This is a genomic window from Cellvibrio sp. ATLC23 (assembly GCF_057196725.1).
Map to the genome: position 1 here is coordinate 463,562 of NZ_JBXUOS010000002.1, position 22,499 is coordinate 486,060.

The 22,499-nt window shown below is 49.8% G+C and carries 27 protein-coding genes; 18 read left to right on the forward strand and 9 right to left on the reverse strand.

All coding sequences use genetic code 11. The annotated features are described in order from the left end of the window. Positions 1-88: 88 nt before the first annotated feature. Both AC2CG4_RS04935 and AC2CG4_RS04940 read right to left on the reverse strand, forming a co-directional pair. Positions 89-1,294, reverse strand: coding sequence for a DUF5009 domain-containing protein (locus AC2CG4_RS04935; RefSeq protein WP_484485216.1), 1,206 nt, complete (start codon positions 1,292-1,294; stop codon positions 89-91). 242 nt (positions 1,295-1,536) lie between these two features. Then, entirely contained in the window at positions 1,537-2,034 is a 498-nt protein-coding gene (locus tag AC2CG4_RS04940; RefSeq protein WP_484485217.1) for an FKBP-type peptidyl-prolyl cis-trans isomerase, read from the reverse strand. 166 nt (positions 2,035-2,200) lie between these two features. Here AC2CG4_RS04940 and AC2CG4_RS04945 point away from each other — a divergent pair, with 166 nt between their 5' ends. The 6 genes from AC2CG4_RS04945 (at position 2,201) to AC2CG4_RS04970 (ending at position 6,630) form a co-directional block, all read left to right on the forward strand. After that, positions 2,201-2,956: a 4'-phosphopantetheinyl transferase family protein gene (locus AC2CG4_RS04945; RefSeq protein ID WP_484485218.1), complete on the forward strand. Its 756-nt coding sequence runs from the start codon at positions 2,201-2,203 to the stop codon at positions 2,954-2,956. Positions 2,957-3,048: 92 nt separating this feature from the next. Continuing rightward, entirely contained in the window at positions 3,049-4,011 is a 963-nt protein-coding gene (locus AC2CG4_RS04950; protein ID WP_484485219.1) for a polyprenyl synthetase family protein, read from the forward strand. Between the two features lie 123 nt (positions 4,012-4,134). Then, the gene (gene fabA / locus AC2CG4_RS04955; RefSeq protein ID WP_062063869.1) at positions 4,135-4,659 is read left to right on the forward strand and encodes a 3-hydroxyacyl-[acyl-carrier-protein] dehydratase FabA; all 525 of its coding nucleotides are present in this window, start codon (positions 4,135-4,137) and stop codon (positions 4,657-4,659) included. Positions 4,660-4,781: 122 nt separating this feature from the next. Further along, positions 4,782-5,993 (forward strand): beta-ketoacyl-ACP synthase I, encoded by a 1,212-nt coding sequence (gene fabB, locus AC2CG4_RS04960; protein ID WP_062063867.1) that lies wholly within the window; start codon positions 4,782-4,784, stop codon positions 5,991-5,993. A gap of 134 nt (positions 5,994-6,127) precedes the next feature. Next, positions 6,128-6,379, forward strand: coding sequence for a type II toxin-antitoxin system Phd/YefM family antitoxin (locus AC2CG4_RS04965; RefSeq protein ID WP_484485220.1), 252 nt, complete (start codon positions 6,128-6,130; stop codon positions 6,377-6,379). Then, the gene (locus tag AC2CG4_RS04970) at positions 6,376-6,630 is read left to right on the forward strand and encodes a Txe/YoeB family addiction module toxin (protein WP_062063863.1); all 255 of its coding nucleotides are present in this window, start codon (positions 6,376-6,378) and stop codon (positions 6,628-6,630) included. The genes AC2CG4_RS04965 and AC2CG4_RS04970 overlap by 4 nt, the downstream gene beginning before the upstream one ends. Positions 6,631-6,637: 7 nt before the next feature. Here AC2CG4_RS04970 and AC2CG4_RS04975 read toward each other — a convergent pair whose 3' ends face one another. After that, a complete protein-coding gene (locus AC2CG4_RS04975) occupies positions 6,638-7,519 on the reverse strand; it encodes an SDR family oxidoreductase (RefSeq protein ID WP_484485221.1) in 882 nt (293 codons plus the stop codon). Positions 7,520-7,654: 135 nt separating this feature from the next. On the opposite strand from AC2CG4_RS04975, the gene AC2CG4_RS04980 reads away from it, so the two are divergent. The 7 genes from AC2CG4_RS04980 to tatC are packed head-to-tail and all read left to right on the forward strand — an operon-like array spanning position 7,655 to position 12,122. Next, on the forward strand, positions 7,655-8,932 hold the full coding sequence (locus AC2CG4_RS04980; protein ID WP_484485222.1) for an NAD(P)/FAD-dependent oxidoreductase: 1,278 nt from the start codon (positions 7,655-7,657) through the stop codon (positions 8,930-8,932). A gap of 2 nt (positions 8,933-8,934) precedes the next feature. Next, on the forward strand, positions 8,935-9,795 hold the full coding sequence (locus AC2CG4_RS04985) for an aldo/keto reductase (RefSeq protein WP_484485223.1): 861 nt from the start codon (positions 8,935-8,937) through the stop codon (positions 9,793-9,795). 19 nt (positions 9,796-9,814) lie between these two features. After that, positions 9,815-10,198 carry a phosphoribosyl-AMP cyclohydrolase gene (hisI, locus tag AC2CG4_RS04990; RefSeq protein ID WP_062063855.1) on the forward strand — a complete coding sequence of 128 codons (384 nt, stop codon included), beginning with the start codon at positions 9,815-9,817 and terminating at the stop codon, positions 10,196-10,198. 33 nt (positions 10,199-10,231) lie between these two features. Next, on the forward strand, positions 10,232-10,570 hold the full coding sequence (locus AC2CG4_RS04995; RefSeq protein ID WP_484485224.1) for a phosphoribosyl-ATP diphosphatase: 339 nt from the start codon (positions 10,232-10,234) through the stop codon (positions 10,568-10,570). A 37-nt stretch (positions 10,571-10,607) separates the two neighbouring features. Then, entirely contained in the window at positions 10,608-10,856 is a 249-nt protein-coding gene (gene tatA, locus AC2CG4_RS05000) for a twin-arginine translocase TatA/TatE family subunit (protein WP_484485225.1), read from the forward strand. A 3-nt stretch (positions 10,857-10,859) separates the two neighbouring features. Next, entirely contained in the window at positions 10,860-11,309 is a 450-nt protein-coding gene (gene tatB / locus AC2CG4_RS05005; protein ID WP_484485226.1) for a Sec-independent protein translocase protein TatB, read from the forward strand. A gap of 6 nt (positions 11,310-11,315) precedes the next feature. Next, entirely contained in the window at positions 11,316-12,122 is an 807-nt protein-coding gene (gene tatC / locus AC2CG4_RS05010; protein WP_484485227.1) for a twin-arginine translocase subunit TatC, read from the forward strand. A gap of 64 nt (positions 12,123-12,186) precedes the next feature. On the opposite strand, the gene AC2CG4_RS05015 is transcribed toward tatC, so the two are convergent. The 6 genes from AC2CG4_RS05015 to AC2CG4_RS05040 form a co-directional block, all read right to left on the reverse strand. After that, positions 12,187-12,396: a DUF2061 domain-containing protein gene (locus AC2CG4_RS05015; protein ID WP_062063847.1), complete on the reverse strand. Its 210-nt coding sequence runs from the start codon at positions 12,394-12,396 to the stop codon at positions 12,187-12,189. Positions 12,397-12,516: 120 nt separating this feature from the next. After that, positions 12,517-12,978, reverse strand: a complete 462-nt coding sequence (locus AC2CG4_RS05020) for a CYTH domain-containing protein (RefSeq protein WP_484485228.1) — start codon at positions 12,976-12,978, stop codon at positions 12,517-12,519. A gap of 2 nt (positions 12,979-12,980) precedes the next feature. After that, complete coding sequence (locus AC2CG4_RS05025) at positions 12,981-15,176, reverse strand: choice-of-anchor B family protein (RefSeq protein ID WP_484485229.1); 2,196 nt, start codon at positions 15,174-15,176, stop codon at positions 12,981-12,983. A 93-nt stretch (positions 15,177-15,269) separates the two neighbouring features. Further along, on the reverse strand, positions 15,270-16,553 hold the full coding sequence (locus tag AC2CG4_RS05030) for a glycosyltransferase (RefSeq protein WP_484485230.1): 1,284 nt from the start codon (positions 16,551-16,553) through the stop codon (positions 15,270-15,272). After that, entirely contained in the window at positions 16,550-17,818 is a 1,269-nt protein-coding gene (locus AC2CG4_RS05035) for a TIGR03862 family flavoprotein (RefSeq protein WP_484485231.1), read from the reverse strand. The genes AC2CG4_RS05030 and AC2CG4_RS05035 overlap by 4 nt, the downstream gene beginning before the upstream one ends. A 195-nt stretch (positions 17,819-18,013) precedes the next feature. Next, positions 18,014-19,990 (reverse strand): sialate O-acetylesterase, encoded by a 1,977-nt coding sequence (locus AC2CG4_RS05040; RefSeq protein ID WP_484485232.1) that lies wholly within the window; start codon positions 19,988-19,990, stop codon positions 18,014-18,016. 152 nt (positions 19,991-20,142) lie between these two features. On the opposite strand from AC2CG4_RS05040, the gene AC2CG4_RS05045 reads away from it, so the two are divergent. From AC2CG4_RS05045 to AC2CG4_RS05065, 5 genes are all read left to right on the forward strand, one after another. Then, positions 20,143-20,385, forward strand: a complete 243-nt coding sequence (locus AC2CG4_RS05045) for a type II toxin-antitoxin system Phd/YefM family antitoxin (RefSeq protein WP_062063970.1) — start codon at positions 20,143-20,145, stop codon at positions 20,383-20,385. Continuing rightward, positions 20,382-20,645 (forward strand): Txe/YoeB family addiction module toxin, encoded by a 264-nt coding sequence (locus AC2CG4_RS05050; RefSeq protein ID WP_062063838.1) that lies wholly within the window; start codon positions 20,382-20,384, stop codon positions 20,643-20,645. Before AC2CG4_RS05045 ends, AC2CG4_RS05050 begins: the two co-directional genes overlap by 4 nt. 123 nt (positions 20,646-20,768) lie before the next feature. Further along, a complete protein-coding gene (locus tag AC2CG4_RS05055; protein ID WP_484485233.1) occupies positions 20,769-21,029 on the forward strand; it encodes a hypothetical protein in 261 nt (86 codons plus the stop codon). Between the two features lie 227 nt (positions 21,030-21,256). Then, positions 21,257-21,943: a DUF5343 domain-containing protein gene (locus AC2CG4_RS05060; protein ID WP_484485234.1), complete on the forward strand. Its 687-nt coding sequence runs from the start codon at positions 21,257-21,259 to the stop codon at positions 21,941-21,943. After that, positions 21,936-22,445 carry a TIGR02391 family protein gene (locus AC2CG4_RS05065; protein ID WP_484485235.1) on the forward strand — a complete coding sequence of 170 codons (510 nt, stop codon included), beginning with the start codon at positions 21,936-21,938 and terminating at the stop codon, positions 22,443-22,445. Before AC2CG4_RS05060 ends, AC2CG4_RS05065 begins: the two co-directional genes overlap by 8 nt. The last annotated feature ends 54 nt before the right edge of the window (positions 22,446-22,499 follow it).

A 22,499-nucleotide genomic window follows, 5' to 3' on the forward strand; every position in this document is an offset into this window, starting at 1 on the left:
AGTGCTCATGCTACATTTCGCCGCGCAATTAAGAAAAAATAATCACTTATTCATCACACATCAACACAATTAAATCCGCGCCAACAGATTACAATTTAACCCGCAAGCCCATTCGAGTTAACCCCGCACCTATTCCCATAATCACGCACGCAAAACCCAGGCTCCACAAAATCCCCAGCAAACCCGCATCAAACATGTCCGGGCGAAGTTTGAACCCCAAGCTCCCGCACAGCGATAACACCATGTACGGCAATATGTACACCAGCAATGGATTGGCTGCTGATGGTTCAAAGAATCTTGTCCAGGCGCGGTGTTGTTTTACATCGACCAACCAATACACCACACCGAAAATCAAACAACAAAAAAATACGCTGAACAATGCCCAACTCGGCGTTGCCCAAATTTTAGAGATTGGTGAAACCTGCCAACTAGCAAATGCGAGCAACGCAATCGCACTGGTAAATATCAGATAGTTCTTCAATTTACTCGCCGCAAAATTCGGCAAATAAAATAATTGCGAGAGAATTACACCGGCCAACACAATCGCTGCATGAGTGTGATTGCCATTGGCACTAGCCAGTGTTTGAAATACCGGCATAGATGCCAATGCAGTTTTATTCAATGCAAAAAAGAATCCGATCAATGCCAGTACAGCAAATGCGAGCGTAAAAAACTGCACCGCTGGCGAAGCAAACTGGCGAGTAATAAGAAACAAGGTAGCTGCAATTAAATAGGCCCAACCAATCAAACCGAGAATACCCCACCACTGGGTGGTCATACCGGTATTGTTCGGGCCTTTATACATCCACCAGAGCATTACCAAACCCGCAATGCCCAGCAGTTTTGCGCCCAGGTTAATTGCAGGCAAAAGTGTTTTGGGATAATTCGACCAAATCAGTAATACATAAATAAACATCAACAGCGTCCACAGCGAGATAGAAATTCCCATCGCCGCTGCGTCATAACCGGATTCGGTATTTACCATAAATACACCGATTACAATCAAACCAAAACTGCGCAGCGCAATGTGTTTGAAAGTTTCCAGCGCTGAATCGCCTTTATTGACGCGCGCCTGAATCGCAAACGGAATCGACATGCCGACAATAAATAAAAACGCGGGGAAGACTAGATCGACAAACGTCATGCCGTCCACATTCGCGGGTAAGTGTTTCATCCACCGGGGCACATTAGCGATACCCGCCAACTCGTTGACAAAAACCATAATGAAAATAATGATGCCGCGAAAGACATCTATAGATAAAACGCGGCTTGCAAGCGCAGAAGGATTGTTCATCGTATATGCCTGTGTTGGTATTATTGATTTGGGCAGTAGTGGGTCAAATTATTATTAAAAGTCGCTGCGTGATTGCTCACAAAAAGCACCATACCTGAGCCAAGCGCAGCCCTGCAATCAAAACTGACAACGTTGCCTTAGGTTTTACAATTCTCAACACGGATTAACTCATCATGGCAAATTAGCGCCAATAAAAAAGCCCGCGACATGCGCGGGCTTTAGCGAGGAGCAATCACACTGTATTAATCGTGGTGGTGACCACCTACGCCGTGAGCATGGCCGTGCGCCAACTCATCTTCCGTTGCGTCACGCACCTCCATTACTTCTAATTCGAAGTCGAGATTTTTACCGGCGAGCGGATGGTTGCTGTCGATATCAACATTGAATTTACCGACTTTTAATACCACTGCATCCCAGGGGCCGTGCTGGGTATTTACCGCGACCTTCATGCCGGGTTTGATTTTGTTTTTCAACTTTTCATGGTTGTGTAAATGTTTAATTGGAATACGCTGTACCGCGCCTTCCTGACGCACACCATAACCCTGTTCAGGGGTAATACTGATGGAAACTTTGTCGCCCGCTTGCTTACCGTCCAACGCCTCTTCTAATGCCGCCAACAAACCATTGTGGCCGTGAAGGTACAGAGTGGGTTCGGTTTCGTAGGATGACTCCAGCAGCTCGCCGCCGGTTTCGTTCAGACGGTAGTGAAAGCTGACGACTTTATCGGCAGTGATTTGCATAGCAACTCCAAATTGGGGATCGTTTCAATAGAAAGGTTTTTTGAGGGCGCGAATTGTCGCTGATTTATCGATGTGGCGCAAAGCACAGATTGCAAATCTCTTAGCGCTGCGGCATAGACACCAATCGGCGTATGATAGCCGCCCCCTACTATCGCTATTCAATATTATGTCTACACCGCTTACACCATTACACACGCCCAGGTTTGAAACTGCTCGCCCTCTGCGCGCGGGCGAAGTGCATATCTGGTGTTTGGACATCAATCAGTTCACCACAGCGCATTTTGCCGATGCAGTGCAGATCATGAACCCGAACGAGCGAGAGCGCGCACAAAAGTTTGTGCGCGGCAAAGAGAGTTATATCGCCAGCCGTTGGTTGCTGCGCAAGGTGCTGGCACGCTATACCGGTGTCGCGCCTGAGGCGATAGAGTTTTTACGCAGCGAGAAAGGCAAACCTTACTTACCGCAGCGCGATATTCACTTTAGCCTCAGCCACAGCGGTCACTGGGTGCTGCTCGCGGTGAGTAACGTCGAGCTTATCGGGGTGGATATAGAAGCAGTAAGCAGCACACGGGATTTAACCGGCATCGCCGAAAGTTATTATCACCCGCACGAATTTGCCCACCTGCAAACCCTGACGGGCAGCGCGCAAAGCGATTATTTTTATCGCCTCTGGACCCTCAAAGAAGCCTTCTTTAAAGCAATAGGCACAGGGATTTCGGCGGGGCTGGAGAAGATAGCCTTTGAACTTTCAGACGATAGGATTCATGCGCAAATTGCAGCAGAACTGAACCAAGACCGCGATGAATGGCAGTTTCACCAGTGGACGCCGGGGGCACAGAATTACGCCGCACTCGCCAGCAAAAGCCAACAGCCGCTGACGCCAAGCTGGTTTGATGTGCTTTCCGTGCCAGCTTTTCCTTGACTCGCTCGCCCCCACTGCTAGCATGGCGACCTGAAAATTTACCAAGCCAATACCTGACCCAGCCCGCCAACTCCAGATAAAAAGAAACTACCATGTTGCCATTTCATCAGGCCGTTAAAGACGACTTCAGCGCAGTTAACCAACTCATCATCGACAAGCTCCACTCGGATGTCGGTCTGGTTGAAAATATTGGCCACTATCTGGTCGAAGCGGGCGGCAAACGTCTGCGTCCACTGCTGGTATTGCTCACCGCCAACGCACTGGGCTATCAGGGTAAGGATCATTTATCGCTCGCGGCGATTATCGAATTTATCCACACCGCCACTTTATTACATGACGATGTAGTGGATATGTCCAACCTGCGTCGTGGCCGCCCCACCGCCAACGCCCAATGGGGCAATGCGCCGAGTGTATTGGTCGGCGACTTCCTTTACTCCCGCGCGTTTCAGATGATGGTGGCAATTGGCAGCATGGATGTGATGGCAATCCTGAGCGATACCACCAATATCATCGCCGAAGGTGAAGTACAGCAGCTGGTGAACGCTAAAGACCCGAACGTAAATGAAGAAAACTACTTCCGCGTGATCGATAAAAAAACCGCGATCCTGTTTGCCGCTGCCTGTGAAGTGGCGGCGGTGCAATGCGGTGCCACCCCCATCCAGCGCGAAGCCCTGCGCTTATATGGTCGCCATGTCGGTGTCGCTTTTCAGTTAGTGGATGATGCCTTGGACTACACCGGCGATGCCGCTACCCTCGGCAAAAATGTCGGCGATGATTTGGCCGAAGGCAAGCCTACTCTGCCGCTGATTCACGCGATGCGCACCGGCACACCGGAGCAAGCCGAGACTATCGCCAACGCGATTCGCACTGGCGATGCGAGCCTGCTACCGGCGGTATTGGAAATCGTCCAAGCTACCGGCGGCATGGCCTATACTTTGGACTCGGCGCGGCAGCAAGTGCAGCAAGCGTTGGCACAATTGCAACATTTACCCGATAACACTTACACCACTGCAATGAAACAATTAGCCGAGTTTTCACTGGCGCGCAGCTTTTAATCGCCACCATCTATACCAGAGCACCTGCGCCATCCAACTGGACAACTGAGCCACAGCGGTTAGAATGGCGCACTTTTGCGCGGGCCATGCCTGCACTCAACGATCACTAGCAGAGTATATTCGATGACTACCTTTGAACCCCAAAGCTCCTACAGCCGAGAAGAGTTGATCAAATGCGGCAACGGCCACTTGTTTGGCCCAGGCAATGCGCAGCTGCCCATTAACAATATGCTTATGCTAGATCGTATCGCTCACATTAGTCAGACCGGCGGTGAATTCGGCAAAGGCGAAATAGTGGCCGAGTTGGACATTAACCCAGACCTGTGGTTTTTTAACTGCCATTTCGCTGGCGATCCAGTAATGCCGGGCTGCTTAGGTTTAGATGCTATGTGGCAATTGGTTGGCTTTTTCCTTGGCTGGAAAGGCAACCCCGGTCGCGGCCGCGCACTCGGCTGTGGCGAAGTTAAGTTCACTGGCGAGATTCTTCCCACCGCCAAAAAGATCACCTATCACATCAACTTAAAGCGTGTAATCGAGCGCAAGTTGATTATGGGTATTGCCGATGGTCGCGTTTCCTGCGATGGCAAAGATATTTATTTCGCGTCAGATTTACGTGTTGGATTATTCCAAAAAAACGATAGCGTTTAAGTATCCACAATAATGATAACGGGTGAGCACCTGACTGCTTATGGCATAATGCTCACCCTTTTAACCGCATAAAACAGCCATTAGTGCTGTTCAGGTTTAGCTAAAAACAAAAGAGGTAGCCTATGAAACGCGTTGTTGTTACCGGTATGGGAATTGTGTCCTGCCTGGGCAATGATAAAAATACCGTGCTGGATGCATTGCGCGCTGGCCGTTCCGGTATCAAATTTCAGGAAACCTACAAAGAGATGGGCTTCCGTAGCCATGTTGCAGGCTCTATTGATATCAATCTGTCAGAGTTAATCGACCGCAAAGTATTGCGCTTTATGGGCGATGCAGCAGCCTATGCCTACATCTCTATGCAACAGGCGATTACCGACGCAGGCCTGAGCGAAGAGCAAGTTTCCAACGAGCGCACCGGCATCATCATGGGCTCCGGTGGCGCATCTTCGATGAACTTGGTAGAAGCGGCCGACATCCTGCGGGAAAAAGGCCTTAAGCGTGTTGGCCCCTACCGTGTCACCCAAACCATGGGCAGCACCACCTCAGCCTGTTTGGCGACACCGTTCAAAATCAAAGGCGTTAACTATTCAATCTCTTCTGCTTGTGCGACCAGCGCTCACTGTATTGGCGTAGCGCTAGAGCAAATCCAACTCGGCAAACAAGACATAGTCTTTGCCGGCGGCGGCGAAGAAGAGCATTGGACCCTGACTGCCCTGTTTGATGCCATGGGCGCACTGTCGACCAAATACAACGAAACCCCCGGACAAGCTTCACGCGCCTACGACGCCAATCGCGATGGCTTTGTAATTGCAGGTGGCGGTGGCTGTTTAGTAATTGAAGAATACGAACACGCCAAAGCACGCGGCGCGAAAATTTACGCCGAGATCGTCGGCTACGGCGCCACCTCTGACGGCTACGACATGGTTGCTCCGTCCGGTGAAGGTGCCACCCGCTGCATGAAACAAGCGCTGGCAACCGTGGATGGCGAGATCGACTACATCAACTCTCACGGCACCTCTACGCCAGTGGGTGATTTAGCCGAACTCAAAGCGATCAAAGCGACCTTTGGCGATAAAATTCCGGCGATCAGCTCCACCAAATCCCTCACCGGCCACAGCCTTGGCGCAACCGGTGTACAAGAGGCGATTTACAGCTTGCTGATGCTGGAAAACGACTTTATCTGCGCCTCGGCCAATATCGAAACCCTTGACCCGGAAGCGGAAGGCATGCCGATTGTGCTCAAGCGTCAAGACGGCGTGAAACTGAACCGTGTGATGTCTAACAGCTTCGGTTTTGGCGGCACTAACGCGACATTAGTTTTTCAACGCGTTTAATACCCAGCCGTAAAAACAAAAACCGCGAGCCGCACCAGCGCCTCGCGGTTTTTTATTGTTCAACCATTAACACCTGGCTCGACAGACGCCCAACCAACCTGTACATTATTGCGTACATATACATCGAGGTATCTATGGACGCCATCACCTACACCACTGCCCGCGCCAACCTTGCCAGCACTATGAACAAGGTATGCGAAGACCACGAACCACTTATCATCACCCGCAACGGCCAACAATCCGTGGTGATGATCTCGCTCGATGATTACAAAGCCATGGAAGAAACCGCCTACCTGCTCAAAAGCCCTAAAAACGCGCAACGGCTGATGGCAGCAATCGCCCAACTTGAAGACGCTAAAGGCACGGAACGGGCATTACTGGAATGAAACTGATTTTTTCAGAGCAAGCCTGGGATGACTACCTGTTCTGGCAAAAGAGTGACCGCAAAATACTGGAGCGGATTAATACCCTGATCAGGGAAATTCAGCGCCAACCCTTCTCCGGCATCGGCAAACCCGAGCCACTCAAACATGCACTGGCAGGTTATTGGTCTCGCCGCATCAACGACGAACATCGCTTAATTTACAAAATGAGCGACAGCGGATTATTGATCGCGCAATTGCGCTATCACTATTAACAAAGCGCTACTGTTCAGCGTTCATCTGCTCACGGTTATGTAGCCACTGCTTTACCAGCGGCAATAAACTGGGGCGCCAGGAGCGGGCTTGAATGCCGAAGTAATCGCGCGCGCGGCGGCAGCCGAGGATGGCGCTAAGCGGCTGATCGGTGGGTTCGTTATCATCTAGCGTAATACTGGGTTCGGCAGTAAGCAGTTGTTGTTGAATCAACAACTGAAGCAGCTGCTCGGCGAATTCGTCCTCGGTACAGGCGTCGCTGCTGCAGTAATGCATCACGCCCCAGTTGTCCGCCCCGCAGTGAATTTGTTTGCTCATAGCCACAACAACGCGCGCCACATCGGACAGCGCAGTGGGGGCACCGCGCAAATGGCGATTGACCGCAACCGACGCGCCCGCCAGAAATGCACTGAGTAATCGCGCGAGCAAATTATCGCCATAGGCACCAATCACCCAACTCAGGCGCAGAATGATGTGCTTGGGCAACCCGGCAATCGCCTGCTCCGCCTCCGCAAAGGCGCGGCCAGCTTCATTGAGCGGCGCAATTGCGTCTTTTTCACTATGGGTAACTTTGCCATCACAGCCAAACACGAAGTAGCTAGACAAGTGAATAAGTGGGATCTCCTGTGTGGCACAGACTTGCGCCAGCAGGCGCGCAGTACTCACCAAGGAGGCTTGGTCATCGCGATAAAAAGCTTCCTCCCAGCCGCGACAATTAATAATCAAATCCGGTTGGTGTTTGTGCAGATAGGCCTGCAAGCTCTGCGCATCTGCCCAATCCAATTCGGTCGCGGCAGGCGTCAACAGCTTGAACGACTCACGCTCCAGCTCATGCTCGAGCGCCCTGCCCAACGGAGAAATTACATCGGTTAACAATAACTTGAATGACATTGCGATCAACATACCCGTAAAATTTTATGCATATTAGCAGCAGCACCCGCTGCAAGGGTAATTCACGCGCGAAAGACTTATACTGCGCGCCCATTTTGAATTAACACCTGCGCCATTGTCGGAACCTCCCTATTCATGAGCCAAAGCCCACTTCCCATTCATCTTGATCTGGCGATTATCGGCGGCGGCGTGGCCGGACTTTGGCTGGCCAATCGCGCCCAGCTTGCCGGGTTCAGTATCTCCCTGTTTGAAGCCAAAGCGCTCGGCAGCGAGCAAACCCTTGCCTCCCAAGGCATGATCCACGGTGGCATGAAATACACCCTCGCGGGTGCACTCACCGGCGCCTCCGAAGCTATAGCAGAAATGCCCAAACACTGGCGCGCCTGCCTGTGCGGTGAAGGCGATGTGGATTTACGCCATACCCGCATCCTCAGCGACCACTTTTTTATGTGGTCGGGCGATGATTTGGGCAGCAAGCTCACCGGCTTTCTCGCCAGCAAAATTACCCGCGGCCGGGTTGAGCCAGTCCATCAGGATCGCCGCCCGCCGCTGCTGCGCCATAAAGATTTCACCGGCAGCCTGTATCGGCTGGAAGACATAGTGATCGATGCCCCCAGCCTCGTCGCCAATCTCGCGCTCAATGTAAAAAGCCACTGCTTCCAGATTGATTGGTCACAAGCCAAGCTGCACAAAAACGCCGAGGGGAAAGTCAACCTGCGAATTGATACACCGGAGCAGCCGCTTGAGATTCATGCCCAGCGTTTTGTGTTTACCGCCGGCAAGGGCAATGCCGAATTACTGCAGCAACTAGGACTGGCAAGCCCGGCGATGCAATTGCGTCCACTGCAGCAGGTGATGGTAAAACACTACCATCCGTTTGATTTTTACGGCCACTGCCTCGGCCACGAGACCACTCCGCGCCTGACCATTTCCAGCCACCGCCTGCCCGATGGCGCGCAGGTCTGGTATCTGGGTGGCAGCTTGGCTGAAAAAGGTGCAGGCATGGCGCCCGACGATCTTATCGAACAAGCCAAACAGGAATTAGGTGAACTGATCCCATGGGTGAACCTCGAAGGCGCAGAATGGGCCACTTTGCCAATTTCCCGCGCCGAGTCATTGCAGCCCGGCTTGATACGCCCCGACAATGCTTTTATCGCCCCCGCCGAAGGTGCAAGCAACCTGCTGGTCGGCTGGCCGACCAAGTTGACTCTGGCGCCCAACCTCGCCAATCAAGCACTCGATTTACTGGGCGATGCCGGTATAACGCCATCGCACAACGGCGTTCATTTGCACCAGTATCTGCCTTATGCCGAGCTGGCCAAAACCCCGTGGGAACTCGCATTCCCCCCAGCGATGAGCGCTGAAGAAAAACTGGCGCTGCGTTTTCGGGAGCCAGATGAGGAGGACAACTAACAATGATGCCGCGTAAACGCCTTGGCCGTACCGATATAGAGGTGAGCACCTTTGGTTTGGGCACGGTGAAATTTGGCCGCACCCAAGGCCTGAAATACCCCCAGAGTTTTACCCTGCCCAGCGATGAACAGCTGCGAGAATTGCTCAACTGTACCCGCGACATGGGGGTCAACTTTGTCGATACCGCCCCCTCTTACGGCTATAGCGAAGAGCGCTTGGGCGATTTGCTGCGCAAAGAGCGCAAAGACTGGGTCATCTCCACCAAAGTCGGTGAAGAGTTTGAAGCCGATAAATTTTCCGACGAAGGCCGCTCCTACTTCGACTTCAGCCCCAAACACACTCGCATGAGCGTAGAGCGCTCGCTGCGCCGCTTGCGCACCGACTATCTCGATCTGGTGATGATTCACTCAGACGGCAATGATCTGGACATACTGCTCAACAGCGGCGCACTGCAAACCTTACAACAGCTCAAACAGGAAGGCTGGATTCGCGCACTGGGCATCTCCAGTAAAACGGTGGAAGGCGGGCTGCTCGCCGCCGAAGTCTGCGACGCTGTGATGCTGATGTACCACGCGGATTACACCGATGAAGAGGCGGTGATCGCAAAATCTGCGCAACAAGGTGCGGCAGTTCTACTAAAAAAGGTTCTCGCAAGCGGCCATATCTGCCATGATGCGCCTCCCGTTCACGCTGCCGCAAAAGATGCCGAGCAGCGCGAAAACCGTAACCAAGACCCCATCCAGAGCGCATTGGATTTTGCCTACGCTCACCCTGGGGTCACCAGTGCCATTATCGGCACCGTCAATGTCCAACATCTGCGCGCCAATCTAATAAAAGCACTGCGCGCACAAAATTTGGCGTAAGATTCTACAGAGTAAACATATGAGTAATTGGTTAGACGCCGTGAATTGGAACAGCGATGGTTTGGTTCCCGCTATTGCACAGGATGCCAACACCGGTCGCATTTTGATGATGGCTTGGATGAATCGCGAATCGCTCCAGCTTTCAGCCGAGCGCGGTGAGGCAGTCTATTGGTCGCGCTCGCGCAATCAACTCTGGCACAAGGGTGAAACCTCCGGCCATATCCAGAAGCTGCATGAGATTCGTCTCGACTGCGATGAAGATGTCATAGTCCTGCAAGTTGAACAACTGGGCGGCATCGCCTGTCACACGGGTAGAGAATCCTGTTTTTACCGGGTGTTGAAAGATGGCGAATGGCAGACTGTCGAACCCGTATTAAAAGATCCAGCCGACATCTACCGCTAGGATTATCACCCGTTATCAGTAAAAGAGCTGTTCATGAGTAACGATATACTGCAACAACTGACTGAAATTCTCGAAGCGCGCAAAAATAATGCGGGTGCGGAGACATCTTACGTTGCCAGCCTGCATCAAAAAGGGCTGAATAAGATTTTGGAAAAGGTCGGTGAGGAATGCACCGAAACGATTTTGGCCGCGAAGGACGCTCAAGCCAGTGGCGATAATTCCGAGCTGATCTACGAAACTGCTGATTTATGGTTTCACAGTCTGGTAATGTTATCGCATCTCGGCACCGATGCCGACGCAGTATTAAAGGAGCTGGCGCGTCGCTTTAACGTCTCGGGTCACGACGAAAAAGCAGCGCGTACTCAGGAATAATAATCAAACTTACTTATCTTTTTGCGAGGAAATCATTATGGGTCTCAGTGGCATTAGCATTTGGCAACTCCTTATCGTTCTGGCGATTGTGGTTATGCTGTTCGGCACCAAGCGCTTACGTACCTTGGGTGGCGATTTGGGCAGTATGATTAAAGGCTTCAAAAACTCGATGAGCGGCGATGAAGCCAAAAAAGAAGAAGAGGAAGCGCAGAAAATTATCGATCAAAAAAGCACTAGCGCCACACCTGCCGGCGATAAAGTTGACCAAAAAAACACTAAGGTTTAAGCCGTGTTCGACATTGGTTTTACTGAATTACTGGTCTGTTTAATTGTTGCACTGGTTGTTATAGGCCCGGAGCAATTGCCCGGTACTGTACGCACAGTCGGCCTATGGATTGGCCGATTGAAACGCAGCCTGCGCGATACCCGCCAAGAGATTGAGCGGCAAATCGGCGCAGATGATATTCGCCGCCAGCTGCACAACGAAGAAGTGATGCAAAACCTGGAAGAAGCTCGCCTGCGGATTGAAAAAACCATGCGCGAAGCGGAAGCCGAGGCGGCAGCGACTATCGATCAAACGCCAGCCCCCAGCGCTAAAGACTATGGCCCGCCGGAAGAACTACCCGATCACGCTCACACCGCTGATTCAATAGCGCCGCCAACCTCCGCTACCACCGCGGCAAGCGAGGAGCCAACAGCGAGTTCAACCGCTCAACCCCAGTCAGGTACAGGCCACTAGCACCTCATGAACCAGTCACCCCAGGATAAAGAGCAGCCGCTGGTACAGCATCTGATCGAGTTGCGCACCCGTCTGCTGCATATTGTGTATTTTTTGCTAGCCGTTTTCGTTTGCCTATTTCCCTTTGCGACCGACATCTACGGCATCGTCTCCGCGCCACTGCAGGCGGTGCTGCCCGCCGGCACCCACATGATCGCAACCGATGTGATCTCGCCGTTTTTAACACCGCTCAAGCTCACGTTTTATCTGGCCATGTTTTTGGCGGTGCCCTTTATTTTGTTTCAGATTTGGTCGTTCATCGCGCCCGGATTGTATAAACATGAACAGCAACTAGCCGCGCCGCTGCTGATTTCCAGCGTGCTGTTGTTTTTTGCCGGTATGGCGTTCGCGTACTTTCTAGTGCTGCCCATGTTATTTAATTTCACTATGGGAATTGAGCTGGAAGGTGTTAGCACTATGACCGACATCACCAAGTACTTGGACTTGGTGCTGCATATGTTTTTTGCCTTTGGTTTTGCCTTTGAAATTCCGGTTGCCACTGTGTTATTGATCCACGCCGGTGTCGTCACTCCTGAAGGGCTGGCAGAAAAACGCCGTTATATTGTTGTTGGATGCTTTTTCGTAGGCATGCTGCTCACCCCTCCAGACATATTCTCGCAAGCCATGCTCGCCGTTCCTATGTGGATGTTGTTTGAAGCAGGTTTATTTTTTGGCCGCATGCTTAAGCGCCGGAGTGAAGAGCGCGAAGAAACAGAAGAGCAAGACGAGCGCGAAGCTAGCGGCGACGAGATCGAAAAAACCACCGAAAAATAATCCTATTGCCATAAAAAAACGGCCTGCCCTTGCATGAGAGTAGGCCGTTTTTTATCAAGGCCAACTAGACACTATTGGCAAAAGCCTCCTGTAATACTGCCTTGTTCTCGGCAAATTTCTGCCAGCCCATCTCATGGAAATAGAATGCCACCGTATTAATGGCCGGCTCCACCAGAGCCATAGTGCCACCAATAACCACACTACCCGTCAAGGCGTAGCCGACGGAAAAGGCAACGCTAAAGTGAACTGCTGCAAATGTTGCGGTCTTTGCCATGATGAGATCCTTGCTTGCTAATGGAGGGCTGATTCACTTGTCTTCAGCCGATGAGTCCATACTACGCAAGCGATAATCATTACCAAAGAAAATTAACTACATAAACCTAATAGCTAACAGCTATTTCCACTGACTAAAAGGCGCAAGCGAGAGGCTGGAATTAAAATAGCGCGAATCGTCAGTTACCTCCTCTCCGATCCATTCAGGTCGTGGAAATTCGGAATCTTCCGCAGGCAGCTCAATCTCCGCTACCACCAAGCCCAGATTTTCCCCCAAAAACTCATCGACTTCCCAAATAAAACCTTCATGAAGAATCTTGCGCCGGTTTTTCTCAATCAGCGGCTGCTCACACAGCGTCAATAACTCGCGTGCATCCCACAGGGGAATAGGATATTCAAACTCGGCGCGGCGCGCACCGACAGACTCCCCCTTAATCGTCAAGAAAGCCTCTTCACCCGCTATGCGTACCCGCACCGTGCGCCACTTGTCGCGATTCAAATACCCCTGCGAATAAAACACCGCAGGGGCAGTGCGCCATGTATCACCCACCACCAAAAATTTACGCTCGATTTCTACTGCCATTGTTATTCACCGCGAGTAATTCGTTTAACTACAAACAAGATTCCGAGGGCAACAATGAATAGCGCTGGTATAGATCCACCACCACTCGATTTTTGCCCGCCGGATGCAATAACAGAACTGGTCGAATTCAATGACGATGCGCTTGATGACGCAGTTGCCGAAGAGCTACTGGATGATGAACTCTGCATCACCGGTTCATCGGGCTTATCAGCGATATTAATGACAACCAAACTGGGCGATGCCAACATCAACCCATTGCGCGGATTAAACAGTCGCACAAAAAAAGTCTCAGTAAATTCATTGTCTGCACCGTCGGCTGCAATCGGGATTTCAATTATTTTTTCACTGCTATCGCCATCACCCCAGCTCACGCTGCCTGCGCTCATTGTAAAATCTGCAGCGTCAGCATTGCCGGTTTGCGTTTCAAAAAACACTTCTACCGCACCTACATTTCCGCCGGTGCGCATTAGCGACAAACGCACTACATCACCTTCTTTCACGGTGCGCTGTGCGCCGGAAAATTTCACACTGCCCTGCGCACCTGCAGTGTTATCGCGAATCACATACAAGCCGCTGTTGATATCGCTCACTACAATATTACCGCTCGGCAAAAACGGATAGGTACCCCAGGCGCCATTAAACGAAGCGGAATTAGCCAGCGGATAAGTGTCAAAAAAACCGGCCTCTACCGGTTTACGCGGATCAGAAATATCCAGCACCACCAAGCCGCGCTCATAATTAGAGATGTAATAGCGATTGCCGCGAGTATAACCATTGTGATCAATTGCAGCGGTGGGGCCGATATATTCACCGGCCAACTCCGGCGCGCGCAAATTATTAATTGCAAAAAAACGCACGCGCGTATTTAAGCTATAACGCTGTTCATCCAATTCATCGTGCACGGTGATAAATTGCCGATCCTCCGTCCACCAACCGGAATGCACATAGGAAACATATTGATAAGTGCTGCGCGCCAAATTAAACGGCTTGGAGTTATCGGTTTTATCCCACAACAAAATTTCATCTTCGTTGTAATCCAGCAACAAATCGCAATCATTATTTTTATCGGCGCACTGCTCGCGGCGCGCATCGCCAATCCACAGCGATGACACATCATGGCTATAAAAATTGCGCGAATTGGCTGCGTTTTTATAAACCGAAACCGGACTAATGGGATTAGCCAGCGAGTAAGTATTAAATGCACCGCCCTGTTTATCGCTGCCTGCTACATGCAGGTAGGGTGTACGACCAGTAAGTGCAACACCAGTCAAATAATCCACATTGCTGATATAAATATTGTGCGCACTGGTGTCGGTTTTTTCACTCGATAGCTGCACTACTTTTTCAGGCAACTGCGTCAAATCCAGAATCATTGTGCCGACTGAGGCCGCATCCGCCGTGACATAGGCATAGCTCATCCAGCGGCGCCGGTTTTGATCAAAATATTGATAGGTTTTTAGATCGCGCCAAATCGTATTTTGGCTGGCAATAAAATTGACGATGCGGGGATTCAGTGGATCAGTCACCTCCACCACACTCACGCCATTAGTCAACCCCACCAGCGCGTATTCGCGTTGGTCGTTCAAGTCAAAGTGACCCCAAATATCATTGCCGCGCGAATTACCATTACCCAGTGTGGCGAGTGGCACATGCGCGAGCAGATCTAATTTATTGCAACTAAACTCGCCCGCTTTGCCGGCAACACAAGGCATCGCAACTTGCGCTTGCGCCATCGCATCCACTTGTGTTTGTTTGGCATTGAGATACTGCTGCTGTTCGCGATTAAGCCCTTTAGTGTCAGCAATAACGGTAAAGCCTTTTTCTGCAAGTCCAGCACTAAACTCCGGCGGTACACCGACCAAAATGGTATTGCCCGTTTGTGCTGTCGGTTTGTAGCTACCTTTTTGATAACCCGCAGTGACAGGTACCGCGCTACCTGCAAGATAAAAAATAGAGTCAACATCAGTAATATCGTAACGGCCTTCCGCCACTAAAATTTTGTCGCCCTTACCCGCTTGTTTTGCCGCATAGGCGATGGTATTACAGGGCGCAGCTTTCTGATCGCAACGCCCCTCGTCTACCCCATCCACGGCAACATAACGCTCCTTATCATGCTCGGCATGAGCAAACACCTGCACTGGGGAATGCACTAATGCAAATAGAAATAAAAACCTGTATTTACCGAGAGAATTAATCACAGCGCTACCTTGCAGAGGAATGGAAAACTTAGCCTAGCCCATGACAGGTTGCAACTCAAGCCGATAAGACTGCCTTTACTGGCACGTCAAAATTTATTTATTTTTCGCTTCAATCCACTGCCCCATATACTGAGTACTTTTATGCGAGTGATGGCGTAGCATTTGGCCGATAAAATTGTTATTGCGCTCATGCTCGCGCTGTTCGGCAAGTTGAGTTAAACGTGCTTGCAAAACAACACTATAATCAGCGCGATAAAAATAATCGCGCAAAATACTAAAACCCTGATGCTGTTTTTGTTGCCATAGAATTTCATCTTGATAATGCGCAACCGCCGTCGCGGCAAATGCTTCTGCCGTGTTTTCAACCGCCCCGCCCCAAGGCAATTCACCACTCATCGATTCAGCGCCAATCGCGGTGGTAATGCTCGGAGTGCCGCAGCGCATAGCATCCATTAACTTGCCTTTAATGCCGGCACCAAAACGCAGCGGCGCGAGACAAACACGCGCCGATTGCATAACCGCTTGCGCATCGACCGCCCAACCCTTGATATGAAAACCTTCTTTGGCATTGTGCAACTGGGTCGCTTTAGGCGGCAGATAGGCACCGTAAATATGTAACTCCGCTTGTGGCAGCTGTGCGCGGATCATCGGCCATAATTGATGTTTTAACCAGAGCACTGAATCCCAATTGGGTTCATGGCGAAAGTTGCCAATAGCAATAAAATGTTGCCGCGCCAAAAACTCAGGTAACGCAGTCGAATCTATTTTAGGTTGCGATAAAAACGGGCAGTAAAACAATAATTGTGCAGGCACTGAAAAATAACGCTGCAACAATTCGATTTCATACTCTGAAATCATTAAAGACAAGTCGCAGCGAAAAATAGCCGCTATTTCGCGCACCGCCATATCACCGGCACACATCTGCTGATAAAGCAGCGCGCTATCGGCAGCGATTGGGGCAATCGATTGTTTTTCTTTTTCGTTCGCGCACGCTTTCTGCGCTGATTTTAATAACTGCTGGCGCGCATGGCGCAGGCTGTGCAAATCCTCCGTATCCAGAATACGCAATGCACTCGGGCACACCTGCTCTACCCGCCAACCGAATTGTTCCTCGGTAAAAAAGCGATCGAACAACACTGCATCCGGTTGCAGATCCGCAATGAATGCATCAAAACTACTGCAATTGAGTGCAATGGATTTTTCCGCAACGCCGATGCTCGCCAGATCAAACCTATGCTCAGACAAAGCCGCTGCCGAGGCAAATGTTACCGCGCAGCCGCGCGCCAAAAATACCTGTATCAATTCCAACATGCGGCTACCGGCTGCCGAGGAATTGGGCTCAGGCCAGACATATCCAATCACCAATACCTGTTTCATGGCTGCGCCTGCAAATAACGCACAACACCAAAACCGGCAGCGCGGCCAGACGCAAAACAACCCGTCAGCAAATAGCCGCCGGTAGGTGCATCCCAATCGAGCATTTCGCCAGCGCAAAATACACCGGGCATTTTTATAAGCATAAAAGCCGAATCCAAGTCTTTGGCGGTAACACCACCGGCGCTACTAATCGCTTCGTCGATAGGCCGAGTGGCAGTTAAGGTGAGCGACAGTTTCTTAATCGCCAGCGCTAGCAGGTCTGTATTTTCAAAGGTTTGTTTGCTGGTGAGTTCACGCAACAGGGCCAACTTTGCTGGGGAGAGATTTAATTGTTTGCGTAAAAAATTACTGAGCGAATTTTTCTCGCGCGGTTTATTTAACCGTTGCACAATTTTTTCCAGCGGCAGATCCGGCAGCAGATCGATATTCAATAATGCCGAACCATTTTGTGTTAACTGTTCGCGCAAATATTTTGATAAAGCATAAATACCTGTTCCCTCGATACCATAAGCGCTAATAATCGCTTCCGATAAAATACTGCGCGGCATGCCCTGTAAGTCAGTACAACTTAATCCCACTCCGTGCAGCGGCGCACCCGCATGTTGGCTGCGCAACAGTTCACTCCAGCTCACATCAAAGCCGCAATTGCTCGGCACCAATTCCTGCACCTGCACATCGCGCTCCCGCAACAGCGGCACCCATGCGCCGTCGGAACCCAAACGCTGCCAACTGGCGCCGCCCAAGGCTAAGAGCACCGCATCTGTCGTGATTCTTTTGGTGGTGTTATTACCGTGTTCCTGCGCGGAAAAAATTAATTCTTTATTGTTTTCAAAGCCCAACCAGCGGTGGCGCGGATAAATTTTCACCCCTAACTCACGTAGACGATGCAACCAAGCACGCAGCAGCGGCGCCGCTTTCATATCCGCCGGAAATACGCGCCCCGAAGTGCCCACAAAAGTTTCAACACCCAAACCATGCACCCAGCTGCGCAACGCATCAGCATCAAATTGTTTGAGGGTATTAATGAAATGTGAATTGGCAGAATAGCGCGCGCGAAAATCTTCAGCGGGTTCTGCATGGGTGATATTCATTCCCCCCACACCAGCCAATAAAAATTTTCGCCCAACCGATGGCATGGCATCGTAAACAGCGACCTGATGTCCCGCAGCGGCAATTACCTCTGCCGCCATTAAACCCGCAGGGCCACCGCCAATGATCGCAACGGTTCTTGCAGGGGGAAGATCAAAAATATCGAATTGTTTCAAAATAAAAACGCCAGTGAGAAATTAGTTTCTGCACCGGCGTGTTTAATAAAATTAGCACAGCGAGAGCGTGATGGATTCCGACTCTCTCTCTGAGACCGTTGCCCGCAGGGATGCGGGCAATGAGCCTCCACGGATGGATTCACGGCGAGTCTCAGAGAGAGTGTCGGTGTCCATCATGCGGGAAAAGTAAACGAATCATTGGCTAACACTGGCCTCAAACGACGATGCAGGCAGACCGGCGCTATTATACAGATTTGCCCCCGCAGGGTTATCCGCCCATGCGTAGCGCACCCACTTAGGCTCGGCGACAGCATCAGCCCACACTACTATCTTGCCGCCCTTCACCTCCGCCTTAGCCCACACAAACTTCTTATCCGCCCCCGCGATGGCAATATGCTTTAACTCACCACCACGAGTTTCCAAACCTTTACCCACATCCGCAAACAGCAATTCCACCTTGCTGCCCTTGGCTTTAACTTTTTTCAGAGAAGGCCCAGAAGCAAGCAGCGATTTTTTACCATAAGCCAGTTTCAACGCTCCCAGTGCCAAACGCTCACCCACCGTTTGTTTATCCAGCGGGTGAATATCGTTCCACTCACCGGCATCAATTGCCACTGCCATCGCGGTATTTTTTACTGCGAGTGTTTTGCGTTGCGCCTCACGCAATTCTGCCCAACCACTTTCACCTGGCTCACTAACAGCGGGGAGGAAATTGGCCAATTGTGCATACACAAAAGGAAGATCTTTTTGTTGGAACTGTTTGCGCCAATCGTTAATTAAATCCGTCATTAATTGTTGATATTCCGCTGCGCGGCTTACATTGGATTCACCCTGATACCAAATCACACCTTTGATTTTCAGCGGCAACGCAGGTGCCAGTTTCGCGTTAAACAATGATGATGGAAGATAATGTAAGGTAGTACCCGGTTGCATCGATCCCGCTGTAGCAGCGATTTTATATTGCCACTCGCCGCGCAATGAAACCTCTTCATCACCCGAGTAAGCCGCACCAAATTTACTTTCACCCAACATGAGGGCGTAGCGTTTATCTTTTACAAAACCGGCATTGGCCGAATAACTGGTTACACGAATGGCGATGCTGTTTTTACCGGCTTTTAACAGCCCCGCAGGCACAGCATAAATACGCGGCGGATATTGATAACCCGTTTGACCTACTGCCTGCCCGTTCACGAATACTTGGTCGCCATCCACAATACAACCCAACCACAACACCGCTTTTTTGGCTGCTTGCGCTTGCGTCAACTCAATCGTTTTACGCACCCAGAATGCGCCGTTGGTGAAATCAATGCCCTGCTCTTTTAAAAAGCCCGGCACCTGCAAGGTCTTCCACTCGCTGGTATCGAGTTTTTCTTGCGACCAATTATTTTTCAAACCAAGATCGGCTGCACCCAAATCGCCATACCATTTGTCACTATTGGCTTTATCTTTGGCGATAGTCGCCTGCACATGGGCATCGTCTTTAAACGGTTGCAGCTTTTTTAAATACTCGGGATATTGTTGCAGTACCGATTCACTCACCCAAGCCTCAGCCGGTGAACCGCCGACAGGAATTGTAATAATACCTACCGGCACTTTATTTTCTGCCAATAGTTTTTGCGCAAAGAAAAATCCTACAGCAGAAAAACCTTCCAGATTTTCCGGCGTCGCGGCTTTCCAATTGCCTTGTGTGTAATCGCTCAACGGCCCTTTAAACGCATAAGCAACAGGCACATTAAATTCCCGGATATTGGGCTGCTGCGTAGTTTCAATCAGCCCCGGATATTGGTGTCTCACCCGACGTAAAGGCAATTCCATATTCGACTGACCCGATGCGACCCACAAATCACCCAGCAAAATATTGCTGCGTTTTAACTGATTCTTCTCGCCCGTCACCACTAACTCGAAAGGGCCACCGGCTTTGCGCGCGGGAAACGTCACTTGCCATTTTCCATCAACGGCCTGGGTCGATTTCTCCTTACCCGCAAAACTCACCGTCACCTTCTCCCCTTCAGCCGCCCAACCCCAAATCGTTAAAGGTTTATCGCGCTGGAGAATTGCACCGTCATTCAACAGGCGCGGCAGGCTAACATCAGCAAAGGCATTGGAAACAGAGAGTAAAGAAAGGCAAATCAGCAGCAACAGCTGCGAATAAATAGCTCGTGAATTTCTCATAAGTAGTAGCTTTTATGGTTATAGGTGGATTTAAGGCGAAAACCAATATACTTGTATACCAGATAAACCCTAGCCAACTTGGCATTGAAAAGCAACTTGATAAGACGTACGCAATGGCGTACGCTTTATCTGTTCATTTCAGGAGCAATCTCATGTCCAGTTTCACCGTCAGCGAAGCTCGCTCAAACCTTTACCGCCTTATTGATGAAGCGGCAGACAGTCATCAACCCGTTCTCATTACCGGCAAACGTAACAATGCCATTCTAATCTCGGAAGAAGACTGGACTGCGATTCAAGAAACGCTATATCTTCTTTCCGTGCCTGGAATGCGCGAATCCATTCGTGAATCCATGGCAGAACCTATCGATAAATGTGCCAAGGAGTTGGACTGGTGAGTTGGGAAATTATTTTTAGCAAACACGCTCAAAAAGATGCTCAAAAATTAGCGGCAGCAGGCTTAAAGGACAAAGCTATTGCATTGCTGGACATTCTCAAATCCAATCCTTTCCAAAATCCCCCACCCTATGAAAAGTTGATTGGCGATTTGAGCGGCGCATACTCGCGTCGCATTAATATTCAGCACCGCCTGGTGTATCAGGTCATAGATGAACTGCAAACAGTGAAAGTACTGCGGATGTGGACGCACTACGAATAATGTCGCGTAATTCACCCCGGAATAAAAATTAGTGATAATCTACTCCTGCTCAAACATTGACCGTAGGGCGCGCCACGCGCAGTAACCCGCCGCCTCAGCAGTAGGCGCCAAGGAGTAGTAATCATGCGTAGACCCATCCTGTTGCTGATCATCATGGCAATTGCCTTCTCCCAAAGCGAAATCACCTCCCCCGATATGATCAAGGGCATGCTATTCCCTCTGCTATTTTCCGCCGCATTGTTGATATTGCTTATCTGGCTGGTACGTCGATTCCACAGTAACCGCAGAGGTGATGGGGGATCGGATGATTTCGGTGGTGGCTTTTTTGGTGGTGGTAAGAATAGTGATGCTGATTCAGGGGATGGCGGAGGAGGGGGCGATTAATACATTTAAATACGGCAATCCTTTCCAAGTAATCTGTTGTAATTCCAGCTGGCGCTAAACTCTGCGATAGTCTTTAATTGGCCCAAGCCCCTAAAACACATCATCAGGGCGCCGGTCGAAAATTTTAAATCAAAATTCATGCTTTACTTAGACGGCGGCAATTAATCAGAAGAAAGTATCCTAACCCATAGCAATTTAATTAATAACTATTTATCAAGGAGCAATTTATGGCAGACGAAAAACATCCTTACATGGGCAGTAAGGGGCCAATTATTCAACTTTTCAATCACCTCCGTAAATCTTTTCCCGCAACGCTCGACGCCACCACACTTAAGAAGTTAGCAATAGGACCGAATAACGAGGGGGTCTTACTTAATGTTTTGCGATTTGTTGGGATAATAGATGAAAACGGCAAAAAAACAGCTTCAGCTACAAAAATATTTACTCTACATGACGACCACGCTTTTCAAAAAGCTTTATCAGAACCTGTCAAAGCGAGCTACTCCGAACTTTTTGATTTGCATGGTGACAACTCCTGGAACCTAGATACAAATGCACTAATAACTTTTTTCAGGCAGCATGACCAAACGAGCGCCATTACAGGAAAGCGACAAGCTGTCACATTTGAAGCTTTAGCATCTCTTTGTGGACATAATGAAATGCCTGAAATAAAAGGGAAAACAAAACCCAAGACTGAAGTAAAACTCAAACCATTAAAATCAGATAAACCTACTAAAATAATCGATATTGGAGAAAAGGAAAAAAATTCTGTATCTATAAAGAACCCGCCAGGTGCGAAGGAAAACAATGTTGGTCTTACAGTGCGCATCGAAGTTAATCTGCCCTCAGATGGAGAGCAAGAAACATATGACAGAATTTTTAAGAGTATTAGAGAGAACTTGCTGAATGGCTAATCATATTGACATCTTTGAATCGATTGCGCGAAAAGCATATATATTTACTGCACGCTCAACCTCTGATATCGCAGACCAGCATCCTTTCGAACGTCACAACATTCATGAAAACCTTTCCAACCTTGTGCGACCTCTTTTTGATAACGGTCATTACTCACATGCGACCTTTGACGCATATAAATATATTGACAAGGAAGTTGCGCGCCTATCATCAAAATCAACAACTGGTTACAAACTAATGATGGACGCATTCAACGAGCAAAATCCACTTATCAAGTTAAACCCAATGGCATCAATGTCCGAAATGGATGAGCAAATAGGTTTTAAATTTCTTTTCGCTGGTGGAATGTCAGGAATTAGAAATCCTCGCGGGCACGAGTATGATGTAAAAGATGATATTGAAACTTGCATAAGTCATTTGAGCCTCGGCTCAATGCTCCTTAGAAAGCTACAAGAAGCAGGGTATGGGCTATCAACGCCCATTAAAAAATCAAAGTTATAATAAGTACAACCAGATTAGAGTTCGTAAAATGACTCCCAAAGCCCCCAAAACAAT